The organism is Paraburkholderia sp. BR10923 (genome assembly GCF_040948765.1).
Classification (GTDB): domain Bacteria; phylum Pseudomonadota; class Gammaproteobacteria; order Burkholderiales; family Burkholderiaceae; genus Paraburkholderia; species Paraburkholderia youngii.
In genome coordinates, this window is record NZ_JBFPKO010000002.1 from 1 (window position 1) to 22,520 (window position 22,520).

The following is a 22,520-nucleotide window of genomic DNA, read 5'->3' on the forward strand; positions in this document are numbered from 1 at the left end:
TTCTGCGCAATGTCGCCCGTGTTCTGCGTCGTGCGACCGTCGAGGTTCGTCACGGCTTCGGCCACGCTGTACACCGTCGTGCCACCCACGCTGAACTTCGGCGCGCTGATCGAGCCATCCGCAAGCACGATCGAACCACCGCCCAGCGCCCGGGCCGTGCTCGACGCCGTGCCGTACAACTGGCCACCGTTGATCGCGTCCACGCTCGATGCCCGCACTGCGCCCGCAGCCACCCCCGTCACCGTACGATTGCCCGCGGTGCCTGCCACGTTGATCGCCGAACCGTCAGCGTCTTTTGCCACCGTGATGTCGCGGGTGGTTGCATCCTGCTGGACCAGACCCACCGTGCCTTCGGACAACTGGTTCTGGACGTTCGTGATGCTGGACGCGTTCTGCGCGATGTTGCTGGTGTTCTTTGCGATGTCAGTTGCATTCAGCGCGATATCGCCCGCGTTCTGCGCAATGTCGCCCGTGTTCTGCGTCGTGCGACCGTCGAGGTTCGTCACGGCTTCGGCCACGCTGTACACCGTCGTGCCACCCACGCTGAACTTCGGCGCGCTGATCGAGCCATCCGCAAGCACGATCGAACCACCGCCCAGCGCCCGGGCCGTGCTCGACGCCGTGCCGTACAGCTGGCCACCGTTGACCGCGTCCACGCTCGATGCCCGCACTGCGCCTGCAGCCACCCCCGTCACCGTACGGTTGCCCGCGGTGCCTGCCACGTTGATCGCCGAACCGTCAGCGTCTTTTGCCACCGTGATGTCACGACTGGTTGCATCCTGCTGCACCAGACCGATCGTGCCGTTGTCCAGCCCGTTCGTGATGTTCATAACGTCACCGGCAATGTTCTGAATGTTGGCCGTGTTCTGCGTGGTACGGGCATCGACGTTGGCGAACGCGTCACCCACGTTGTCGACCGTCGTACCGCCCACGCTGTACGCAGGCGCCTTGACGGAACCGTCGGCATCGACCGCAGCACCGCCGCCGAGCGCGGTCGTCACGCCCTTGAGCTGCGACACGACGACCGCGTCCGAGTCTTGCGTGCCGGCCGCAACATTGGTGATCTGGCGCATGGCCATCGCACTGCCAACCGACACCGTATTTTCGCGGTCGGCGATCGAACCCGAGCCCAGCGCCACGGAGTTTGCCGCGGTCGCACTCGTACCGGTACCGAAGGCGATCGAGTCGGAACCCGAAGCGATCGAGTTCGAACCCATCACCACCGCACCAGCAGCGGAGGCGGTATTGTTCAGACCGATCGCAATGCCAGCGGTCGCACCGTACATGACAGTCGACCGGCCCAGCGCCACCGACCAGTCCGCCGCTGCGATTGCACCAGGGGTCGAGCCGTCGTGGCTGCCGCCACCAGCGGCGAACGAACCCGTGCCGATTGCCGTAGTGTCGTTACCAAAGGCCGCGCTGCCCGCACCCGTCGCGGCCGCGTTCGAGCCGACCGCAGTGGAGCTATCGCCTAAAGCGAATGCAGCATTGCCGGAATCCGCACCGATTGCCACGGAGGACGGGCCCTCTGCAAAGCCGCTACCCGCCGCGTACTGCGCATGCGCGAGAGGCGCAATTGCGCTCGTCGCCAGCAACGCCGCACCCATCAGACTGACTGCTTTCGACTTGCCGCGCTTGCCACGAGTCTTCGAGTTTTCACACGCAGCTACCCACGAACCCAGGGCTTCGTTCCAGACGCTGATATACGACTTGTTCATGATCCTATCCCTATCAAGGTAATGAAAATAGATTTGCGGCGAATCGCCACCCGAAAATCACGGAAATTAACCAGATACAATTAAATCGTTACCATTAAATACAGAACACACAGAATTCCCGTTGCCTTCGAATCTTTGAAACTGATTTCATCTTAGATTTTTGGGATAGGATAAAAATAGGACCGATCCGAATCGTCGATCGAGTTCAGCTATTAGATCTATTTGAAAAATCAATTTAATACCAAGCACCCTAAAAATCGCTTGGCGGCTGCGCATAAGAGGTTTTAAGAGAAAACTGCGATTTTTGCGAAAACCGGTAACTGGTGTTTTTTTACAACCTGCGATAGACACGCAGGCTTAAACAAGCCTGCGTGTCCGCTGCACTGAAGAAACGCTGGATCGCCCGACAGCGCGAGCGGGAACGCCATCCGCGAAAGCACTCGGTTCGCCCTGCATGAAAAAATGGCGGGACGACGCTCATGCGGTTGACGGTACTGGCGCCGAGCCTATCTCAAAATTCGGATTCTCCCGATATTGATAGCCCGTTGCGCCCCATAGACTGAAAGCTCCTTATACCGGGTTGTGTAGCGAGAAAGAGAATCCCTTGTTCGATTTATCGGGGTCCCGTGGCGTTTCAAGCGACGTCATTTCATGCCTGCAGCCCTTTTATTCCGACTGCGAGGTTTTGAAATGATGCGCTTACGCCATTTACGTCACGCCTGCTCTCGCGCTCAGGTTATTTCCGAGAATGTGGTTCATTCGGTCTATTGCGGATTTAAATCTCCGGCGGCCGCCGTGTTTCTGTTTGGCATGGTTGCGATGCTGGGAGCGCCGAATGAGGTTACGGAAGCGGAGATCGTCAGTCGCGGGCACGGATCAAGTGCACGCCAATTGTCCCGAGCCTTGGAAGTGACGGCGCCGGCTGTCAATGACTCCGGCAGCAAAACCCGCAATGGTCAGCTATCCCACGCTGCACCGCTTGTCATGTCGGATCTCGACAGCGGTTTTTACGCAGGGAAGATCGAAGCAACGTTGCGCGACACGCTGGCGCGGGACAGCGTGCCGGCGGAGATACAGGAGCAGATCGCGCATATTTTCGCTCCTCGACTCAACCTCGCCGCGCCCGCGCACAAGGGCGACACTTATCGTGTTCTCTACGAAAGCGACGATACGAACGCACAGCGCAAGCGTCTAACGGCGGTCGAGCTCCGCTCGGGCGGTGAGGTCTACCAGGCCGTTTGGTTTGTCGCACCGGGGCGCACCGATGGAGACTACTATTCATTCGACGGGCGTGGACTCGCCGCGAAGCCGTTCTCCATGCCCCTCAACTACGTGCGGCTCAGTTCGCCATTCGGTTACCGAACCCATCCGGTCAAGGGCAAACACCAGATGCACACAGGTGTGGACTTTGCCGCACCGAAGGGGACACGCGTCGTCGCGGCCGCCGCAGGAACCGTGCGGTTCATCGGCTTCAAACCCGGATACGGCAACATCGTCGTACTCAGTCATCCGCGAGGTTTCACGACGCACTACGCACACCTGTCCGCCTTTTCCCGCGATTTGCGGGTCGGCAAACCGGTCGCCGAAGGACAACCGCTCGGCTCGGTGGGCAGCACCGGTACGGCTACGGGCAACCATCTGCATTTTGAGGTGCGTGAGTACGATCAACCGATCGATCCGCTCACTTTGACAGGCCGAACTGGCGCTTCGCCGCTCACGACCACTGAGCGGATTGCGTTCGACAGCATGACGGGCGCCCTGCGTGAACAACTCGCTGCATTGCCCGTCGATGCTCCGGCAAACAGGATGGCGTCGAATACCGCAGGCACGCCGAATTCGCCTGCATAGCGGCACAGCTCGCTGACTTGAAACGCGAGCTCAAAGACCGCGAGCGTTGCAATGCGTGCGATTGCGAGCGAGCACGCGCCGCCCACTATTGACAATCAAAAAAACCATCTCTAGTTTACTAGACAAATAATCTCTTAAACTGGATAGCATGGACATCAACGCCCTGATCGCTCGTCGAGTCAAAGCGCTACGGGACGCTCAGAACTGGTCGCTCGACGCACTGGCCGAGCGCAGCAAGGTCAGCCGCTCGAATATCTCGCTCATCGAGCGCGGGCAAAGCAGCCCCACCGCGACCGTGCTCGATAAACTTGCCACCGCGTTGAACGTGCCGCTCGCATCGCTGTTCGAGCAGGATGGCGCAGCGGTGGCCGAGCCGTCGCCGGTCAGTCGCGCGTCCGAACAGGCGGTGTGGACCGATCCGGGTTCCGGTTATGTGCGTCGTCATCTGTCGCCTACCGCGCGCTCGGCGATCCAGTTGGTCGAAGTCGACTTCCCTGCCGGTCAGCGCGTCAGCTACGAAACCGGCACGCGCGACGCGGACATTGATCAACAGGTGTGGATGCTCGACGGGTCGATGGAAATCACGGTCGGCGACACCAGTTGGCGGCTCAAGTCAGGCGACTGCCTGGCGATGCGGCTCGACAGCCCTATCGTGTTTCGCAACCCCACTCGCAAACGCGCGCGCTATCTGGTCGCGCTGAGCACGTCCCCCATCAATGAACGGAGAAGCGGATGAGCGATAACGTGACCATTCGGCGCGTCGGCGCGAACGAAGCGGCGGCCTGCATCGAAGCGCTCGCCGATGTGCTGATCGACTGCGTGGAAGGCGGAGCATCGGTCAGCTTCATGCTGCCGATTTCGCGCAACACAGCCCTCGCGTTCTGGCGCAACGTCGCCCAAAGCGTCGCACGCGGCGAACGCGCGTTGCTGATCGCCGAAGATCGAGACGGCAGCATCGTCGGCACCGTGCAGTTGATCATCGCGCAACCCGAAAATCAGCCGCATCGAGCCGACGTGGCGAAGATGCTCGTACACAGAAGAGCACGCCGGCACGGCGTCGCGCACGCTCTGATGAGCGAACTCGATCGCCTTGCGCGGGAAGAGAAAAAATCGGTCCTCGTGCTCGACACCGTAACCGGCGGCGATGCCGAGCGACTCTATCAGCGCGCCGGCTGGCAACGCGTCGGCAGCGTGCCGAACTACGCGCTGATGCCCGACGGCGCGTTGTGCGCCACCACCTTCTATTTCAAACAGCTTTGACGCACACGCAGTCCACGCGGCGCAAGTATTTGAAAGTTTCAACTACTTGCCTATAATGCCTGCACGACGGATAACGGTCGACAGCGGAGCAAATTCTTGTACTCGGACTTCCTGACTTTCAGGCTCGATCTGACCAGCGCGTTGCTGATCAACCGCGCGAACCTGGTCTACCGCGAGCGCTGGGATCTCGACGTGCGCGCGCTGCGCGTGCTGCGCCTCGTATGCGCGGAGCCCGACATCACGCCCAAGGCCGTTTCGCAGCGCGCGTTGATCGAAAAGACGCTGCTTTCCAAAGTTCTCGCCGAGCTTGAATCACGCGGCCTGATCACGCGCAACGTGCATGCATCGGACCGTCGAAGCATCGCGTTACGCGCCACCCATCACGGCCTCGAAGTTGCGCAAGCGTCCGAAGCGGTAGGCACCGAGCTTGAAGTCGAGCTCGCGAAGGCGCTGAGCGCGAACGAACGTAAAACGCTCGAACGTCTGCTTAGCAAGCTTTCGCGTAGCCTGCTCGAAAGCGAGTCCGCAAGCGCGCCGCCCGCGAGCTCCTGACCGACGGTCCGCATTTCGCAGCGCCCTCCCTGCGCTCGCCCAACACGAAACCACTCAGTGAATTCACACGCCGTCTACACCATTCTCGATCTGATCGGCACCTTCGTATTCGCGATCAGCGGCGCGGTCGCCGCACGTCAACGACGGCTCGACCTGTTCGGCATCATCGTGATCGCCTTCATGGTCGCGTGCGGCGGCGGCATCGTGCGCGACGTGTGCATCGGCGCGATCCCACCGGCGGGGCTGTCGAACTGGCGCTATCTGGCCACCGCGCTCGCAGCGTCCGCGGTGACGATTCTCGCGTATCCGCAGGTTCGCCGGCTGCGTCAGCCGGTGCTGTTCTTCGATGCGATCGGGCTCGGTCTGTTCGCGGTGTCGGGCGCGCAGAAAGCGCTCACGTATGGCCACAATGCCGAACTCGCGATCCTGCTCGGCGTCGTCAGCGCGGTGGGCGGCGGCGTGATGCGCGACGTCGTGCTCTCGCGCGTGCCCGCGATTCTCGAGCGCGAGATCTATGCGTCTGCCGCGCTGTTCGGCGCGGCGGTGCAGGTCGGCTTTTCGTATGCGGGCTGGACGGACTGGTGGACGCCGTGGTTCGCGACGTTGGCTTGCATGTTGGTGCGGCTCGCGTCGCTGCGCTACGGCTGGCGGCTCCCGGTCTTCCAGGGCAGACGCGCGGCCGAGACGCGCGACAATTCATAGCGGGCTGTGGTCATGCGCCGCCCGCCATGCTCGGCAGCAGATCGCGATAGATATGAATCATCGCGGGCCCCATCAGCACGACCAGCAGCGCCGGAAAAATGCAGAACATCAGCGGAAACAGCAGCTTCAGCGCAATCTTCGCGGCCCGCTCCTCGGCGCGCATCCGGCGGCGCGTGCGCAGCATATCGGACAGCACGCGCAACGACGCGCCGATGCTGGTGCCGAAGCGCTCGGCCTGGATCAGCATTGCACTGAACGAGTCGATGTCTTCCACACCGGTGCGCAGCGAAAAATTGCGCAGTGCCTTTTCCTTCGAGAAACCCGAGCGCATTTCGAGCAGCATCAGTTCGAGCTCGCTCGCGACCACCGCGCTGCGCAGGCGGATTTCCTCGCCGACTTTCATCAGCGACGCATCGAGGCCCAGCCCCGCTTCCACACATACGGTCAGCAGGTCGAGCGCATCGGGAAAGTCCTCGACGATGCTGCGCTGGCGCGTTGCCGTGCAGCGCGACAGCACGACGTTCGGCAGGTAGTAGCCGAGCGCGGCCAGCACGACGAGCACGATCGCGCGTTCGAGCAGCGAGCTCGCGAACGACGAGCCGTACAGCGCGAGCATCGCCAGGAGCGGCAACGTCAGCGCGAGCGCGGTCTTCGCGGCCAGATAGATCGGCACGGCGTTGGCCGAGCGCCAGCCGGCGTTCATCAACTGCACACGCAGCGCGGATTGCTCCCAGCCGTCCTTCGGCACCGACAGCTTCGAGATCGGCTGCGAGATCTCGACGAGCTTTTCGTACCACGGCGTCTGCGCGGCGGCGTCGAGTTGCTCCGGCGCCGGCACGGCATTCGCACCGCCCGCCTGCTCGATGCGGCGGCTCATGTCGCGCGGCGTGCTCAGATGCATCGCGCCGAACACGGCCGCGAAAACGATCGCGAATACGCCGGCGAGCAACAGAATCTGCGTGATGTTCAGTGTTTGCATGGTCCTTCTCCGATGACATCGAGCCCGCTCAAACGCGAATCTTCACGATGTGCCGCATCCACAGAATCCCGAACAGCATGGCGACGCTCGCCACCGCGATCATCCTGACGCCCGCCGGGTCCCACCACAGCACGTTGAGGAACCCGGGGTTGATCGCCATCATCGCGCCGCCGACGCCGAACGGCAGCAGGCCCAGCACCCACGCGGACATCCTGCCTTCGGCGGAGAGCACGCGAACCTTGTCGAACAGCTTGAAGCGGTCGCGGATCAGCGCGGTGATGCCGTCGAGCACTTCGGCGAGATTGCCGCCGGTCTCGCGCTGGATCACGACGGCGATCACGAAGTAGCGCAGATCGCGAATCGGCACACGGGTCGCGAGATTCGTCAGCGCCTCGCTGATCGACACGCCGTAGTTGATCTCATCGAACACGATGCGGAACTCGCCGCTCATCGGCTCGGCGAACTCGGCGCCGACCATATCGATCGCGCCGGTGAACGCATGGCCCGAGCGCAATGCTCGCGAGAGCATGTCGCAAACGTCCGGCAGTTGCCGTTCGAGCTGACGAATGCGCCGGTGGCGGCGCCGCTGCACGTAGACGATCGGCAGCAACGCGCATAAAGCGGCGGCGCCGGTCGTGAAGACCCACGGCACCCTGAGGCTCGCGCCCACGATCAGCACGAATGGCGGCAACACCGCGCAGGTGCCGAAGAATCGGCCGACCGACCACGACAGCCCCGACTGCTGCAGAAACAGATCGAGCGCATGCACGCGCGGAATACGCAGCAGCAGCCGCGCGAGCACCGCCGACTCGGCCATCGTGCGTGTCTTCAGAATCGACAGACGCTGCCGGCTCATCGGGCCGCCGGCCGATACCGCGCGAATCCGCGCATCGACGCGGCGCGCGACCGGGCCGTGCCGGCTGTTCCAATACTCGTAGACGCCACCCGTCGCGAGCACCACGGCCGCGAACAGCAGAATGATCGACGCGTAGAAAATCGGGCTCATGCAAGTCTCCTGAAACACCGGGCAAGCGGTCTGTGCGCGTTGCCCGTGCACGTCATGTCGTTTCGAAGCGCCGCGCCGGATCGTAGATCTGCTCCGACGGCGCCACGCCGAATGCCTGCAAGCGCTCGGCGAATTTCGGCCGCACGCCGGTCGCGCAGAAATGGCCGCGCACGTTGCCCTTCGTATCGACGCCGGAGCGGCGGAACACGAAGATCTCCTGCATGTTGATCATGTCGCCCTCCATGCCGGTCAGCTCCGAAATGCTGACGATCTTGCGGCGGCCGTCGGTCAGACGCGTGGCTTGCACGACCACCGAAATCGCCGACGAAATCTGCTGGCGCATCGTGCGTGTCGGCAGCGACAGGCCGCCGAGCGTCATCATGTTTTCGAGGCGCGTCAGCGCATCGCGCGGTGTGTTCGCGTGGATCGTCGACAGCGAGCCTTCGTGGCCGGTGTTCATCGCGTTCAGCATGTCGAGCGCTTCGGCGCCGCGCACCTCGCCGAGAATGATGCGGTCGGGGCGCATCCGCAGCGCGTTGCGCACCAGCGTGCGCTGCGTTATCTCGCCGCGTCCCTCGATGTTCGGCGAACGCGTCTCCAGCCGCAGCACGTGTTGCTGGCGCAGCTGCAGCTCGGCCGCGTCCTCGATCGTGACGATGCGCTCGTCGCCCGGAATGAATCCCGACAGCACGTTCAGCAGCGTGGTCTTGCCGCTGCCCGTGCCGCCCGACACGAGGATGTTCACCTTCGCGCGCGCGAGCGCGTCGAGCACTTCCGCCATCGGCGGCGTCAGGCTCTGCAATTCGATCAGGTCGGCAACCTGCAACGGATTCGCGGCGAAACGGCGAATCGACAGCAACGGACCGTCGATCGCGCAGGGCCGGATGATTGCGTTCACGCGCGAGCCGTCCGGCAGGCGTGCGTCGACCATCGGGCTCGATTCGTCGATATGGCGGCCGACGCCGGAGACGATCTTCTCGATGACCTTCATCAGATGCGCGTCGTCGTAGAAGGTCACCTCGGTCGCCTCCAGCCGGCCACGGCGCTCGACGTAGGTATGACGATGCGTGTTCACCAGGATGTCGGATACGGTCGGGTCGCGCAGCAGCACTTCGAGCGGACCGAAGCCGAACATTTCGTCGTGCACGTCGCCGACGAGTTGCCGGCGTTCGAGATCGTTGGCGGGCGCCTTCTGGTCTTCGAGAATGCGGCCGATCAGCGTCGCGATCTCCTGGCGGACCTGCTCGGGCGGCATCGGTTCTGGACTTATCGCTGAACGCGCAGCACGCGTAACGCGGCTCACGCCGCGCGCAACGCCTTCTGACACGCCGCGAGTACCGCGCCGCCCGCCAGCAGCAGCGCCGAATACACGAGCCCGCGCGCGAGCCCGGCGCCATCCGACACCCAGCCGATCACCACCGGCCCGACGATCTGCCCGAATGCGAACACGATCGTGAAGGCGCTGATGCCCTTCGCCCAGTGGCTCGCGGGCAGATTGTGGCGCACGAACGCGGTCGTCGATGCGACCGCCGACAGGAACGTCGCGCCGAACAGCGTGCCCGAAACGAAGGCGACCCACGGCTGCGTGAACAGCGCGGGCAGCAGCGTCGCGATCGCCAGCAGCGCGTTGAGCACGGCGAGCGCCTGGCCGCCGCGCATGCGATCGAGCAGCGTCGACCAGATCCGCGCCGACACCACGGTCGCGGCGCCGAGCAGCAGATAGAAGCCGGTGACGACCGCCGCGCTCATGCCGGCGTTGCGCAGCAGCGCGACGATGAACGTCATGTAGCCGATATAGCCGACGCCGAACAGTCCGTAGCCCGCGAGCGCGGCTGCGAAGTGCGGCCAACCCGGCGCGGAAGTGGCGCCGGCTGCATGCGCGGCAGCCGCCGCGCTCGTATGCGCGCGCTCGATTCTGCGCGACGCGCCGATCGCGACAGCGGCGAACAGCGCGCAGGCCGCCGCGAGCGCGAACCACGCGAACTGCCAGCCGTGGGCGGCGTCAAGGATCGTCACCGGCACCAGCAACGACGACGCGACGATCCCCCAGCCGGTGCCCCCGTAATACAGACCGAGCACGAGCCCCGCGTCGCGCGGGCGCGCCGACGCGAGCCGCGCCGCGAGCACGCCGCCGCCGATGAAGATCGCCGCGCTGCTCGCGCCGGTGATTACGCGCAGTGTCAGCAGCGCATCCGTGCTGGCGGTGACGCCGCTGCCGGCCATCAACAGCGCGGTCAGCACGCAACCGCCCGCGAACAGCGCGCCCGCCGACCAGCGGCGCGCGAGGCGCGGAAACACCAGCGCGCCGAGCAGATAGCCGAGCGCGTTCGCGGTGTTCATCGCGCCGGCCTGCGCGAAGCTCCAGCCGAGGTCGAGCTTCATCGACGGCAACAGCAGCGCGTAGGCGAAGCGCGCGAGGCCGAGCGCTGTTGCGCTGCCGAGCGATAGCGCGGCGGCCAGCAGCAGTGTCGGCAGACGGCGGGGGGTGATCGTGGTTGAAGCGTGCGATGCGGTGTCGGCGGAACGGAGGGACATGGACGGACGGACCTGAACGAGAACGCTGCGAGCCGGTTCTGATTGGATGATGAGTCGGACGTATGCGGCAGATTGCCATGATAGCCGGGAGAGACGTTTCGGCTTGACGGTTAGTTGCAGAGCTACGCGAGTTGCAGTTGTGGCCGAGCGCGAGCGCGCGCGGCTGCATCCGAACACGACGCTGCGCAAGCGCCTGCGTTGCGCGTTGCGCAATACGTCGGTCGATATCGATGAGCGGTTGCTGTGGTCGGATGAAGCCGCGAGCTTCTCGCTCGAACTCGCGAGGCATGACAAGTGGCAGTTGCTCGATCTGCCGATGGGCGGCAAGGTTCGCGCGGCGGCAACGGTCGCGCAGCCGGTGAAAGGTGTCGATGATTGGCTGGCCGAAGAGGACGGCGCGCCAGCGCTTCGAGCGCTCTACCCGCCCGCCCCTTCCGGCTCATGCGGCACGAGCCGAGCTTTCGCGTGGCGCATCTTTTCCAGCGTCTCGGGCCCGGCCTTCAGCGCGACGCCGATCGCGAGCGCATCCATGATGCACAGATGCACGAGCCGCGATACGCCCGGCGTATTCGGATCGATCGGACTCGCCACGCGCAGCAGCAGCGGAATATCGACGAGCCATGCGAGCCGCGAGCCGACGTTGGTCAGCGCGATCGTCGTCGCGCCGCGCTCCTTCGCGATCTGGATGCTTTCGTTGACTTCGACGCTGCGCCCCGAATGCGAGATCGCAAACGCGACATCGCCCGGCTCCATCAGGCCCGCGTAAAGACGCTGCAAATGACCATCTGTGAAAGCGGCCGCCGCGATGTCGATGCGCAAGAACCGCAGCGCCGCATCCTGCGCGACGAGCCCGGAACCTGAACCCACGCCGAAGAAAAACACCCGCCGGGCGCTCACGAGCGCCGCGATCGCGCTTTCGACCACCGCAGGATCGAGCGCGCCGCGCGCATGCGTGATGCCGTCGATCGCCGCTTCCCCGACCTTGTCCATCAAGGTCTGCACGTCGTCGTCGCGCGCGACCGCGGTCGACGCATACGGCAAGCCGCCCGCCACGCTTTGCGCGAGCTGCATCTTGAAGTCGCGCAGACCGTGCGCACCGATCGCGCGGCAAAAACGCGTGACGGAAGGCTCGGACACGTCGGCGCGCTGCGCGAGATCGGTGATGCTCGCGCGCATCGCGAAGTCGACGTCGGCAAGCACCATGTCGGCGACCTTGCGCTCGGCGGGCCGCAGACTCGCGAGTGCGTTGCGGATATGGGGAATCAAGTTCGGTGCGGACACCCGGTGTTCCTTAGGGGCTGTTTCATATGGTTCCGCGTCGCTCGCAGCTTCTTCGCTTCAATCGGCCTGATCAAACCAGCCTGCGTCCACTCTCCGTATCGAACAGATGAATGTGTTCGGCCGGCAGACGCAGCGCAACGCGCTGACCGGGCTCGATCTTCGAGCGTTCGCGCGTTGTCACGCACCACGCGGAGCCGCCTATTTTCCCGTACAAGTGCGTCTCGGCGCCAGTTGGCTCGATCACTTCGACGTCGAGCGCGGCATCCGGTATCTGCGCCGTGATCTCGATGTGCTCGGGCCGCACGCCGAGCGTGGCCTGCGCACCGACCACGGCCGACGCAGGCGTGCTTTCGAGCGCGACCTCGCTGCCGTCCGCGAGCTTCAATGCGAGGCCCGCACCCTGGGTGCGAGTGACGATCACGCCCTCGACGAAATTCATCGACGGCGAGCCGAGGAAGCTCGCGACGAACAGATTCGCCGGCCGGTCATAGAGTTCGAGCGGACGGCCGATCTGCTCGATCCGTCCCGCGTTCATCACGACGATGCGATCGGCCATCGTCATTGCTTCGATCTGATCGTGCGTGACGTAGATCACCGTGTTCTTCAAGCGCTGATGCAGCGCCTTGATTTCGGTGCGCATCTGCACGCGCAGCTTTGCGTCGAGATTCGACAGCGGCTCGTCGAACAGGAACAGCGACGGCTCGCGCACCACCGCGCGGCCCATCGCGACACGTTGCCGCTGACCACCCGACAGCGCGCGCGGCAAACGGTCCAGATAGCCGCTGAGGTTCAGCATCTTCGCGGCCGCATCGATGCGCGGCTTGTATTTCTCCGACGACTCTTTGCGAATTCTCGGACCGAACGCGATGTTTTCATACACCGACAGATGCGGATACAGCGCGTAGCTCTGGAACACCATCGAGATATTGCGCTGCTGCGGCGCGAGCGTATTCGCGCGCGTGCCGCCGATCATCAGATCGCCGCCGCTGATTTCCTCGAGCCCGGCCACCATCCGCATCAGCGTGCTCTTGCCGCAGCCTGACGGACCGACCAGCACGACGAACTCGCCGTCGTCGATGTCGAGATCGATGCCATGCACGACCTGGGTGTCGCCATAGCGTTTGAAGATGCCGCTCAGTTGCACTGCTGCCATGCTGTCCTCATCGTCTTGCTGCGTGTTGTATTGCGGGTGTCGTAATGCGCGCGCCGTGCGTGGCTCAGAACGACTCGAGCGTCAGCTCCTGCGCCATTAGCCGGTTGCCCGCCATCAAGCCGCCATCGACCGGCAATGCGACTCCGGTGATCACGCGCGCTTGCGGCGACGCGAGAAACAGCACCGCATCGGCGATGTCGTCGGGCGTCGCGAAGTCGCACAACGGGTACCACTTCTTCAGTTCCTCGAACACCTGCGGATTCTTGTCGACGCGGGCCTGCCACGCCTGCGTCTTCACAGTGCCCGGGCATACGATGTTCGCGCGAATGCCATAGCGGCCCAGCTCGATCGCGAGCGCCTTCGTATAGCTGATGAGGCCGGCTTTCGCGGCGCTATATGCCGGGTGACCGAGCGCCGCGAGACCGTTCACCGAGCCGATCAGCACGAGCGCGCCGCGCTGCCGTTCGATCATCGACGCGCGCACCGCCTCGACCGTGTGATACGTGCCGTTCAGATTCAGATGGATGTCGCGCTGCCAGCTCGCGGCGTCGGTAGTCGCGAGCGACGCGCCGAGCGCCGCGCCCGCGTTCGCGACCAGCACGTCGACCGGTCCGCGCTGCGCGACCGCCGCGGCCACCGCTTGCTGCACCGCGGCGGCGTCGCCGAGATCGACCGCGACCGGCACGATTTTGACTGCGCCCTGTTGTGCGCCGAGTCGCGCGCTCAGCGCTTGCAGCGCTGCCGCGTCGATGTCGAGCGCGAGCACGGTGTCGCCCGCCGCCACGAAGCGCTCGCATAACACGCTGCCGATACCGCCGCATGCGCCGGTTACCAATACGACACGATCCATGTGTTCCTCGCTCGTTCGCCCGGCCGATTCGGCCGTCTTGCCGTCGCCTTCCGCCACCCGGCTCGCGCCGCGCGCCTCGCTGTAAATTTCTTACAAAAAGCGTTTTGCGACGACTGCCCGGTCATCCCGAAGAGTGGGTTTCCGTAACATCGCGCAGTGCAGAATACCCCATGCTTTCCAGCATCTTATGCACAAAATCACCGAGGAAAAAATATCGCAGACCCTACGTGACAAGCTATTTTGCGTCATGTAGGATTTTTTCAAACAATTTACCCAAGGCGGCCGGCGACGGCAGCAAACCACCCACAGGAGAGAGAAAAATGTCGTTGCATGCCCGTGCTTCCCTCGCGCTAGGCAAAGTCGCCGTGGCGCTCGCGTTTGCAGGTATCGCCGTGTCGGCCCACGCCGAAACGGTCCGCGTGACGGTCGCGCACTACAGCGACGCGACCGCGCCGTACTTCGAGAAAATGGCCCGCAATTTCGAGAAGGCCAACCCCGGCACGACCATCAAGATCGAAGACGTGAACTGGGACACGCTGCAACAGAAGCTGCAAACGGACATCTCCGGCGGCGCCAACGCGGACCTCGCGATCGTCGGCACGCGGTGGCTGCTCGACTTCGTGAAGGACGACGTCGCCGAGCCGCTCGACGGCTATATGGACGCGAACTTCAAGGCCCGCTTCATCGGTCCGTTCCTCGCGCCCGGCCAGATCAACGGCAAGACCTACGGGCTGCCCATCGCCGCTTCCGCACGCGCGCTGTACTACAACAAGGACATGCTCGCGAAGGTCGGCTACCCCGACGGCCCGAAGACCTGGAACGACGTGATCGATGCATCGAAGAAGCTGAAGGCGCAAGGCATCGCCGGCTTCGGCCTGCAAGGCAAGGAAATCGAAACCGACGTCTACTATTACTACGCGCTGTGGACGATGGGCGGCGACGTGGTGGGCAAGGACGGCAAGGCCGCGTTCAATTCGCCGGCGGGCGTGAAGGCCGCGACGATGTACAAGCAGATGATCGACCAGGGCCTCACGCAACCGGGCGTCACCGGCTATAGCCGCGAAGACGTGCAGAACCTGTTCAAGCAGGGCCGCGTCGCGATGGTGATCTCCGCGCCGTTCCTCGCGAAGCAGATCAAGAAGGAAGCGCCGAACCTGAAGTACGGCATCGATCCGGTGCCGATGGGCACGACGCATGCCACCTACGCGGTCACCGACTCGATCGTGATGTTCAAGAACTCGAAGGCGAAGAAGACCGCGTGGAAGTTCCTCGACTATCTGTTCACGAAGGAACCGCGCGTCGAGTTCACGACGACCGAGGGCTTCCTGCCGACCACGAAGGCCGAAGCGGCGGACCCGGCGTTCAACGATCCGGACATCAAGGCGTTCATCGCGTTGCTGCCCACGGCTCACTTCGCGCCGACCGTGACCGGCTGGGAAGACACCGCGAAGGCCGTGACCGATTCGATGCAAGCGATATATCTGACCAAGGCGCAACCGGCTGACGCGTTGAATGCGGCGGCTGCGCAGGCAAACAAGTCGCTCGGTCATTGATACGCGGTTTCCGGCAGTAACGAGACGAACAGGGGACGCGCGGCGCCGTAGCTGAAGCGCCGCGCGTTGCGCACACCCCCCAATATTCGAGCCTATGCAGCACGACGCACCCACCGGCCCATTCCGTCGCGCCCGCCGCCAGAAAGCGGGCGCGTCTTACGATCGAGCACGCATGAGCCGCTCCGTTTCTCCGCGCGCGCACGCGCCCTGGTTGCTGATTGCGCCTAGCCTCGTGCTTGCGCTGTTCATCATCAGCTATCCGATTTTCAACATCGTGTGGCAATCGCTGCATGAGGTGTCGCGCTTCGGCGCGATTCGCGACTTCACCGGCGCGCAGAATTTCATCAACGTATTCCAGGACCCGGTGTTTCTCGCTTCGGTACGCCGCACGATCATCTGGACCGTGTGCGTGGTGGGTGGCACGGTGCTGATCTCGGTACCTGTCGCACTGATTCTGAATCAGGACTTCCACGGCCGCGGTGTCGCGCGCACGATCGTGATGCTGCCGTGGTCCGTCTCGCTGACGATGACCGCCGTCGTCTGGCGCTGGGCCTTCAACGACGACTACGGCATGGTCAACGTGACGCTGCAGCGGCTCGGCCTGATCAGCGGCCCGATTCACTGGCTCGCGACGCCCGAGTTCGCGTTCCCCGTCGAAATCGCGGTCGGCATTCTGGTGTCGATTCCGTTCACGGTGACGATTTTTCTTGGCGGCCTGTCTTCGGTGCCGAGCGATATCTACGAAGCTGCGCGGATCGACGGCGCGAGCGCGTGGCAGCAGTTCCGTCAATTGACGATGCCGCTGCTGCGCCCGTTCATCAACATGGCGATCCTGCTGAACGTGATCTACGTGTTCAACTCGTTTCCGATCATCTGGGTGATGACGCAAGGCGGCCCCGACAACAGCACGCACATCCTCGTCACCTATCTGTATGAACTCGGCTTCCGGCTCGGACGCCCCGGCGAAGCGGCCGCCGTTTCGCTGATCATGCTCGTCATGCTGTTCGCGTTCTCGATCGCTTATCTGCGTCTGCAACGCACGAAAGAAGGAGTGCCGTCATGAGTCTGAGCGCGAAGACCAAACGCTCGCTGTGGTGCTGGATCGCGCTGACGCCGCTCGTGATCGTCATACTGTTTCCGTTCGCGGTGATGTTCTTCACTTCGGTAAAGCCCGCGTCGGAGATCTTCGTCTATCCGGCGCGCTGGCTGCCGGTGCAGTGGCAGTGGCGCAATTTCGTCGACATGTGGGACGCGGCCAACTTCGGCGTCGCGCTGCGCAACAGCGCGATCATCAGTTGCCTGTCCACCGCGCTCGCACTCGCGGTGAGCCTGCCCGCCGCTTACGCGCTCGCGCGCTTTCCGTTTCGCGGACGCGGTCTGTACAGGCAGTTCCTGCTCGTCACGCAGATGCTGTCGCCGATCCTGCTGGTGGTCGGCCTGTTCCGGCTCGCGGCGATGATTCCGTGGGGCGACGGCAATCTGGTCGATTCGAGGATCGGCGTGATCGTGTCGTACGCGGCGTTCAATATCGCGTTCGCGGTGTGGATGCTGTCGTCGTACTTTCAGACCGTGCCGCAGGATCTCGAGGAATCCGCGTGGCTCGAAGGCTGCAGCCGTACGCGCGCGGTGTTCAAGGTGTTTCTGCCGCTCGCGGTGCCGGCGATCGTCGTAACTGCGATCTTCACGTTCATCAATGCGTGGAACGAGTTCGCGGTGGTCTATACGTTGATCCGTTCGCCGGAAAACAAGACGCTGACCGTGCAGGTGACCGATATGGTGGCGGGCAAGTACGTGGTCGAATGGCATCTGGTGATGGCCGCGACCTTGGGCGCGACGCTGCCGGTTTCGATCGTGTTTGCGTGGTTGCAGCGTTATATGGTGAAGGGGCTCGCGCTCGGCGCGGTGAAGTAAGCGGCTGCGCGGCGAGTGCCGCGCAGTATGCACATGCGGCTCGCGCGTTAGTCGGCGCCGCGCACGATGCGCAGATCGCGCTCCACGCCATCGCCCAATGCGGCCAGCGCCTTCTTGTACTCGTCGCTTTCGTAAGCGGCGACGGCCGCCTCGTAGGTCGGGAATTCGATCACGACCGTGCGCTCCTTGAGGCCCTGCTCGCGCGCCTCGTCCGCCACGCCTCGCACGATGAACTTGCCGCCTGCCGCCGCTACCGCGGCCGGGGCGAGTTGCGCGTACGCGGCCAGTTTCTGCGGATCGTTCGTCTTGCGGTACGACGTCACCCAATAACCTTTGCTCATTCGAATCTCCTTGTGTGATGGACCAACGCGGGATGAAAGCGGACCATGGCGGTCGCTGTCTTGCATGGTAGCAAAGCGGGCTGGCTCGCGATGCCCTGCCCTCACCGCACATTCCATCTGACTGTCAGCCGGTCGCGAAAGAGCATGTGGAGCGCATAACGGAAGTGTCTCTCCCAGCATCGCAAAACGACTTAGCTATTAAGCGTTTTGTGCACTAGGCTTGCCTTTGCACACTTCAAGCGATGGATCAAAGGAGACAACGAATGAGCGAGCGATACGAGTCGTTTTGTGCATGCTGCGGCAGTCCCGACCATCGGGCGATGAGCCGCCGGACTTTCATGAGCCTGCTTGCGGGCAGTGCCGCCGGACTCGCGATGCCGTCCGCGTTCGCCGCGGACGCACCCGACGTGCCCACGATTGCTTATGACTCGATTGCCAACCCCGTACGTTTGCCGAACGACACGTACTTCGGCGAATGCTCGGGCGTCGCGCTCAATTCGCGTGGCCATATCTTCGTGCTGTCGCGCGGCAACACCACCGGCCCCGCGTATGGCGCGGCCGCCGCGCAACTGCTCGAGTTCGCGCCCGATGGACGCTTCGTGCGTGAGATCGGCCACAACCTGTACGCGTGGTCGTTCGCGCACACGGTGAAGGTGGACCGGCATGACAACGTCTGGGTCACCGACAAGGGCTCGGACATGGTGATCAAATTCACGCCGGAAGGACGCGTCGCGATGGTGTTCGGCCGCAAGCAGGAAGCATCGGACGAAGAGACCGCGCCGCTCAAGCATCCGAATCCGCCGCTGCCGTCCGAACCCGGACGCTTTCGCCAGGTGACCGACGTCGCGTGGGACAAGGCGGGCAACACCTATATCAGCGACGGATACATCAACTCGCGCGTCGCGAAGGTCGATCGCGACGGCAACTGGCTGAAGTCATGGGGTGATCGCGGCACGGGACCCGGGCAATTCCATACGCCGCATAGCATTGCAGTCGATGCGCACGACCACGTGTACGTGGCCGATCGGAGCAACCGGCGCATCCAGGTGTTCGATACCGAGGGCACGTTCCTGCGGCAGTTCACGATCGACGTACCGGTGCCGCCGGACGCGCGTCCCGCGATCGGCAACATGCCGAGCGAAGCGGAACTCGCCGCGGGCACGTTCGCGCCGGGCTCACCCTGGGCGATCTGCATTTCGCCGGGACCGAATCAGGTGCTCTATAGCGCCGACGCGTTTCCGGGCCGCATCTACAAGATGACGCTCGATGGCAAAGTGCTCGGCGTACTCGGCAAGGCGGGCAAACAGCCGAAACAGTTCGGCTGGATTCACGAGATGGCGTGCCCTTCGGAAAACGTCTTATTCGTTGCCGAGTTGCTGAACTGGCGCATTCAGAAACTGGTCTTGCATGAGTGATGGACGAGGGCCGCCGCGTTCGCCTGTGATGCGCACGCGGACCAGCCCCGTCTATGTCAAGCCATCTCAGTCGTAATGACGATGCTTGTGATGGCGCTTGCCCGAATGGTAGTCGCGCGAGTAGTCGTCGGCGTACGAGTTCGAGCGCGAGATGTTGCCGCCGAGCGCCGAACCCGCGCCGCCGCCCAGCGCCGCGCCGACGAGGCCGCCAGTGCGGCCGCCCATTGCGTTGCCGGCCGCGGTGCCCGCGCCGCCACCGAGCGCGCCGCCGATGATCGCGCCGGTACGTTCGCGACGATTCGACGTGACCGCGCCGCCCGCACCACCGCCCACCGCGCCACCGATCACCGCGCCGGTGCTGCCACCCACCGCGCCGCCGACTGCCGCGCCGGCCACGCCACCGAGCGCGCCGCCGAGCATGTTGTTCATATCACCGGCGAGGGCCGGCAACGACGCCGCGGCGCTCAATGCAGCCACGGCAACCATCTGGATGATCTTCTTCGACATATCGGGTCTTTGTTTTAGTGAGACGGCGCCGAGTATAGCGGGGCTTGCGAAAGGCCTTTGTAACTGCGACCGGCCATCCCGGTAAGACGTGTAACAAAATGAATGGGGTATTGTTTTTTCGGTGACCGCGAAAAACCAGGGCCGCTCGTGGTGAGCGGCCCCTGGAGTGAATGCCGGTTAGCGGTCTGAATCTACTCTTCTACCCGCGCCGCTTCTTCTTCAATTCGATCGTCTCGAACAGCGCATATTCCGGTGTCGGCGTCTGATCCGCGCCAGGCGCATGGTAGTAGTTCATCGTGATCGTCGTGTCGCCGCCGGGCTGTCCCGGATCGTAGTCGAACACCGCGATGCCGTAGCCGGTGCCGGTGTCGCGTTGCGCGGACCAGATCGCGTCTTCGACCGCGTCGGCGCTCGCGCGCACGAACGCGCCCGCGGTCGTCGCCGGCACCGGGCGATTCGGCTTCGTGAAGATGCGCGCCTGCGGCAGGCCCGTGCCGGCATCGACGCCATACACGTCGAGCGGCGCGCTCGTGCCGCCGCCGCCGAGAATCAGGTGGATCGTGCCGTGACTCGTATCGAACGTCGATGCACCCGCCGATACCGCCGACATGATCGGCTTGGGCTGCAACGTATCGACCGGGCGCCCCGTCGCGATGTCGGTGCCCCGGTTGTGATTGCAACCGCGCACCGGATAGCTGCGCTCGTAGTCGTGATCGTGACCGCACAGCACGAGGTCCACGCCATAGCGATCGAACAGCGGCAGCCACGCTTCGCGAATGCCCTTGTCGGAACCGTTGCCGGTCTTCGACGAACTGAGCGCGTCCTGATGCATCTGCACGATGATCCAGTCCACGTCGTTATCGTGCGACGCATGCTCCAGCACTTTCTCTAGCCAGCGTGTCTGCTCGCCATTGCTATAGCCGCGCACGTACAGCGAGGTGCCCGCTGGAATCGGCGGATTGCCGGTACTCGCGACCGGCGTCAACGGCGCGGGCCCGGCGACGAACGCGGCGGCATCCTGATAGACGACGTCGTCCGCATCGAGCGAAATGAACTGCACCGAGCCGACCCGGAAGCTGTACCAGCGGCCCGGAAAACGCGTGTGATTGTCCGGCAGCATGTAGCGCGACAGATACGACGCAAGCCCTTGCTCGCCGTTGTTGAATTCGAGCTCGTGATTGCCCGGACACGGCATCCACGGCCGGTTCGACGCCGAGGTCTGCGCGTTGTTACCGAAGTCGCGCCACACCTGGGGCTGCTGCATCGGGTTCAGATTCGCATAGCAGAGGTCGCCGTTCAGCAGATGGAACAGCGGCTGGAAGCTCTCGACGGCCGCCACCGCGAAGCGGCTTTGCGGCGACGACAGCACCCAGTTCGTATTGGGCGTCGCGAGATCGCCGTAGCTCGTGAAGCGGAACGGCGCGCGGCCGCGCGGCGCGGTGCGAAAACTCGCGGCGAAGGGTTGCGATGCGTTGCTGTCGTTATCGGCCGTCACTTCGTACTGATAGGTCGTGTCGGCCTTCAGCTCGCGCACGCGCGCGTGATAGTTGAACACGACCTCGCCGTTGAGGCCGTCGGTGTAAGTGCTTTGCACCGCGTGCACCGTATGTTTCGCGTGGTCGCCGTGACGGGTGCCGCTGATGCGCACCTGCGGATTGACCGCCGGCGCGAGCGACGACCACGACACGGTAACTTCGCTCGTCGGGTCGCTGCCCCAGGTCAGGTGGATCTGCTCGGGCGTGCCATCGGGTGTGCCGCTATTGGCGCCGCGCGCGGTCGATGCGAGCGCGCCCGCCGCCGTCGCGAGACTCGACACGCCGGCGAACTTCAGAAAGCCGCGACGCGAGACGATCGATGCGCCGTGCTCATCGGCAGGCGTTGTCTTGACGATTTTTCTGTTCGACATGTCCGGTATGGTTGTTCGGTTGGAAGAACGCCAGCGCAAAACAACACCCCGCGGGGCGAGCGCGGAAGGAAAGTGACGGACGATCGTAGCCGGACGGCGATGACAGCCCGATGAAAACATCGGGAGAACAGCGGAAGGTGGGGATTGAGATCGAAACGCTCAGAAAAACGAATTGCCGGTGCAGCGCGCAATTCGATCACGCGCATGCATCCGGCAATCCGCCCGAGCGTCGCTCAGGTTTGCGAACTCGTATCGTCCGCGGCTCGAGCGTTGTCGGCGTCGTCCTTCTTCTCTTCTTCTTTCTTTTCCACCAGCTCTTCGAGCTTGCCGGCGCCTTCGAAACCGGCGACGGCGGCCACGCCTTTGGCCAACAGGCCCGCCGCCGGATCGACTTTCTCCTCGGCTTCAACGGCGGCGACCGCGCCGGCAATCTTGCCCACTTCGTCTAAAAGTCCCATGTCGCGCTCCCACAAAAATAAGCGAACTTCCATGGTCTCACGAACTTCGTGGCGTGTCGTCAAATGTTAAGCCGGTTGACCGTGAAGCTTTCAGAGTGAAAATTAAACGGTCGCCTCACATGCGCGCGGGCGGCTGTGGATTGTTTGCGGGATTCGTGTCGAACCTCGACACACGAACAATGCCGTTCGCGTCGATCAGCTTCGACAAGCCGACTTCGAGCGCATCGGCGACATCCTTGCCATACACCTCGTCGCCATTCACGTAAAGCGTGAACGACCGGAGGTATTTCGCTTTCTTCTCCGGGTTCTCGATGGTTTGCCGCGTCCATTGATAAAGCGGGTAGTTCTCGGCGCCCATTCTTTCCGCTTCGCTCACGTAGTCGGCGAATGCATCGAACTGGCATTTGAGCGTGGCGTGTTGCGTTTGCAAAAGGGCGCGAAGTGCTGGATGCGCGGCGCACGAAGGGTCCGCGCGCAGCGAGTTGGCGAGCTCCGCCGACGCGGTGATCCGCAATTGGAATTGCAGGGGAGATGACATCACGACC

At 63.7% G+C, this 22,520-nt stretch carries 21 protein-coding genes and 1 pseudogene; 9 read left to right on the top strand and 13 right to left on the bottom strand.

Annotated features, from left to right (window positions below):
* Window positions 1-1,718: ESPR-type extended signal peptide-containing protein (locus tag AB3X94_RS03400; protein ID WP_368610785.1), on the bottom strand; the 1,718-nt coding region annotated here is incomplete at its 3' end.
* A gap of 651 nt (window positions 1,719-2,369) precedes the next feature.
* Here AB3X94_RS03400 and AB3X94_RS03405 point away from each other — a divergent pair.
* The 5 genes from AB3X94_RS03405 (at window position 2,370) to AB3X94_RS03425 (ending at window position 6,080) form a co-directional block, all read left to right on the top strand.
* Complete coding sequence (locus AB3X94_RS03405; protein ID WP_368610786.1) at window positions 2,370-3,566, top strand: M23 family metallopeptidase; 1,197 nt, start codon at window positions 2,370-2,372, stop codon at window positions 3,564-3,566.
* A gap of 148 nt (window positions 3,567-3,714) precedes the next feature.
* Window positions 3,715-4,302 carry a helix-turn-helix domain-containing protein gene (locus tag AB3X94_RS03410; protein WP_368610787.1) on the top strand — a complete coding sequence of 196 codons (588 nt, stop codon included), beginning with the start codon at window positions 3,715-3,717 and terminating at the stop codon, window positions 4,300-4,302.
* A complete protein-coding gene (locus tag AB3X94_RS03415) occupies window positions 4,299-4,826 on the top strand; it encodes a GNAT family N-acetyltransferase (RefSeq protein ID WP_176106825.1) in 528 nt (175 codons plus the stop codon). The genes AB3X94_RS03410 and AB3X94_RS03415 overlap by 4 nt, the downstream gene beginning before the upstream one ends.
* A gap of 96 nt (window positions 4,827-4,922) precedes the next feature.
* The gene (locus AB3X94_RS03420) at window positions 4,923-5,378 is read left to right on the top strand and encodes a MarR family winged helix-turn-helix transcriptional regulator (protein WP_176106826.1); all 456 of its coding nucleotides are present in this window, start codon (window positions 4,923-4,925) and stop codon (window positions 5,376-5,378) included.
* 57 nt (window positions 5,379-5,435) lie between these two features.
* Window positions 5,436-6,080, top strand: a complete 645-nt coding sequence (locus tag AB3X94_RS03425) for a trimeric intracellular cation channel family protein (protein WP_176106827.1) — start codon at window positions 5,436-5,438, stop codon at window positions 6,078-6,080.
* Between the two features lie 10 nt (window positions 6,081-6,090).
* Here AB3X94_RS03425 and AB3X94_RS03430 read toward each other — a convergent pair whose 3' ends face one another.
* The 7 genes and pseudogenes from AB3X94_RS03430 to AB3X94_RS03460 all read right to left on the bottom strand — a co-directional run bounded on the left by AB3X94_RS03430 (window position 6,091) and on the right by AB3X94_RS03460 (window position 13,884).
* Window positions 6,091-7,059: a type II secretion system F family protein gene (locus AB3X94_RS03430; protein WP_368610788.1), complete on the bottom strand. Its 969-nt coding sequence runs from the start codon at window positions 7,057-7,059 to the stop codon at window positions 6,091-6,093.
* Window positions 7,060-7,087: 28 nt separating this feature from the next.
* Window positions 7,088-8,065 (bottom strand): type II secretion system F family protein, encoded by a 978-nt coding sequence (locus tag AB3X94_RS03435; RefSeq protein ID WP_176106829.1) that lies wholly within the window; start codon window positions 8,063-8,065, stop codon window positions 7,088-7,090.
* A 52-nt stretch (window positions 8,066-8,117) separates the two neighbouring features.
* Window positions 8,118-9,320: pseudogene (locus AB3X94_RS03440) on the bottom strand (CpaF family protein); the annotation flags it as partial.
* A gap of 44 nt (window positions 9,321-9,364) precedes the next feature.
* Window positions 9,365-10,600: a YbfB/YjiJ family MFS transporter gene (locus AB3X94_RS03445; RefSeq protein ID WP_368610789.1), complete on the bottom strand. Its 1,236-nt coding sequence runs from the start codon at window positions 10,598-10,600 to the stop codon at window positions 9,365-9,367.
* A gap of 417 nt (window positions 10,601-11,017) precedes the next feature.
* Window positions 11,018-11,881, bottom strand: coding sequence for a MurR/RpiR family transcriptional regulator (locus AB3X94_RS03450; protein WP_176106831.1), 864 nt, complete (start codon window positions 11,879-11,881; stop codon window positions 11,018-11,020).
* A 70-nt stretch (window positions 11,882-11,951) separates the two neighbouring features.
* The gene (locus AB3X94_RS03455; protein ID WP_176106832.1) at window positions 11,952-13,034 is read right to left on the bottom strand and encodes an ABC transporter ATP-binding protein; all 1,083 of its coding nucleotides are present in this window, start codon (window positions 13,032-13,034) and stop codon (window positions 11,952-11,954) included.
* A 64-nt stretch (window positions 13,035-13,098) separates the two neighbouring features.
* Window positions 13,099-13,884 carry an SDR family oxidoreductase gene (locus AB3X94_RS03460; protein WP_368610790.1) on the bottom strand — a complete coding sequence of 262 codons (786 nt, stop codon included), beginning with the start codon at window positions 13,882-13,884 and terminating at the stop codon, window positions 13,099-13,101.
* Window positions 13,885-14,204: 320 nt separating this feature from the next.
* On the opposite strand from AB3X94_RS03460, the gene AB3X94_RS03465 reads away from it, so the two are divergent.
* The 3 genes from AB3X94_RS03465 to AB3X94_RS03475 all read left to right on the top strand — a co-directional run bounded on the left by AB3X94_RS03465 (window position 14,205) and on the right by AB3X94_RS03475 (window position 17,348).
* On the top strand, window positions 14,205-15,437 hold the full coding sequence (locus tag AB3X94_RS03465; RefSeq protein WP_176106834.1) for an ABC transporter substrate-binding protein: 1,233 nt from the start codon (window positions 14,205-14,207) through the stop codon (window positions 15,435-15,437).
* A gap of 172 nt (window positions 15,438-15,609) precedes the next feature.
* Window positions 15,610-16,500 (top strand): carbohydrate ABC transporter permease, encoded by an 891-nt coding sequence (locus tag AB3X94_RS03470; RefSeq protein WP_176106835.1) that lies wholly within the window; start codon window positions 15,610-15,612, stop codon window positions 16,498-16,500.
* Window positions 16,497-17,348, top strand: a complete 852-nt coding sequence (locus AB3X94_RS03475) for a carbohydrate ABC transporter permease (protein ID WP_176106836.1) — start codon at window positions 16,497-16,499, stop codon at window positions 17,346-17,348. The genes AB3X94_RS03470 and AB3X94_RS03475 overlap by 4 nt, the downstream gene beginning before the upstream one ends.
* A 47-nt stretch (window positions 17,349-17,395) precedes the next feature.
* Here AB3X94_RS03475 and AB3X94_RS03480 read toward each other — a convergent pair whose 3' ends face one another.
* Window positions 17,396-17,689, bottom strand: a complete 294-nt coding sequence (locus AB3X94_RS03480; protein ID WP_176106837.1) for a DUF1330 domain-containing protein — start codon at window positions 17,687-17,689, stop codon at window positions 17,396-17,398.
* A gap of 263 nt (window positions 17,690-17,952) precedes the next feature.
* Between AB3X94_RS03480 and AB3X94_RS03485 the strand changes: the two genes are divergently transcribed.
* On the top strand, window positions 17,953-19,104 hold the full coding sequence (locus AB3X94_RS03485) for a peptidyl-alpha-hydroxyglycine alpha-amidating lyase family protein (RefSeq protein WP_368610791.1): 1,152 nt from the start codon (window positions 17,953-17,955) through the stop codon (window positions 19,102-19,104).
* A 66-nt stretch (window positions 19,105-19,170) separates the two neighbouring features.
* On the opposite strand, the gene AB3X94_RS03490 is transcribed toward AB3X94_RS03485, so the two are convergent.
* The 4 genes from AB3X94_RS03490 to AB3X94_RS03505 form a co-directional block, all read right to left on the bottom strand.
* Window positions 19,171-19,611 (bottom strand): hypothetical protein, encoded by a 441-nt coding sequence (locus AB3X94_RS03490; RefSeq protein ID WP_176106839.1) that lies wholly within the window; start codon window positions 19,609-19,611, stop codon window positions 19,171-19,173.
* A gap of 199 nt (window positions 19,612-19,810) precedes the next feature.
* Window positions 19,811-21,517: a fibronectin type III domain-containing protein gene (locus AB3X94_RS03495; RefSeq protein WP_368610792.1), complete on the bottom strand. Its 1,707-nt coding sequence runs from the start codon at window positions 21,515-21,517 to the stop codon at window positions 19,811-19,813.
* Window positions 21,518-21,750: 233 nt separating this feature from the next.
* Window positions 21,751-21,975 carry a hypothetical protein gene (locus AB3X94_RS03500; RefSeq protein WP_368611015.1) on the bottom strand — a complete coding sequence of 75 codons (225 nt, stop codon included), beginning with the start codon at window positions 21,973-21,975 and terminating at the stop codon, window positions 21,751-21,753.
* Window positions 21,976-22,090: 115 nt separating this feature from the next.
* Window positions 22,091-22,513: a hypothetical protein gene (locus tag AB3X94_RS03505; protein ID WP_176106841.1), complete on the bottom strand. Its 423-nt coding sequence runs from the start codon at window positions 22,511-22,513 to the stop codon at window positions 22,091-22,093.
* Between the last annotated feature and the right edge of the window lie 7 nt (window positions 22,514-22,520).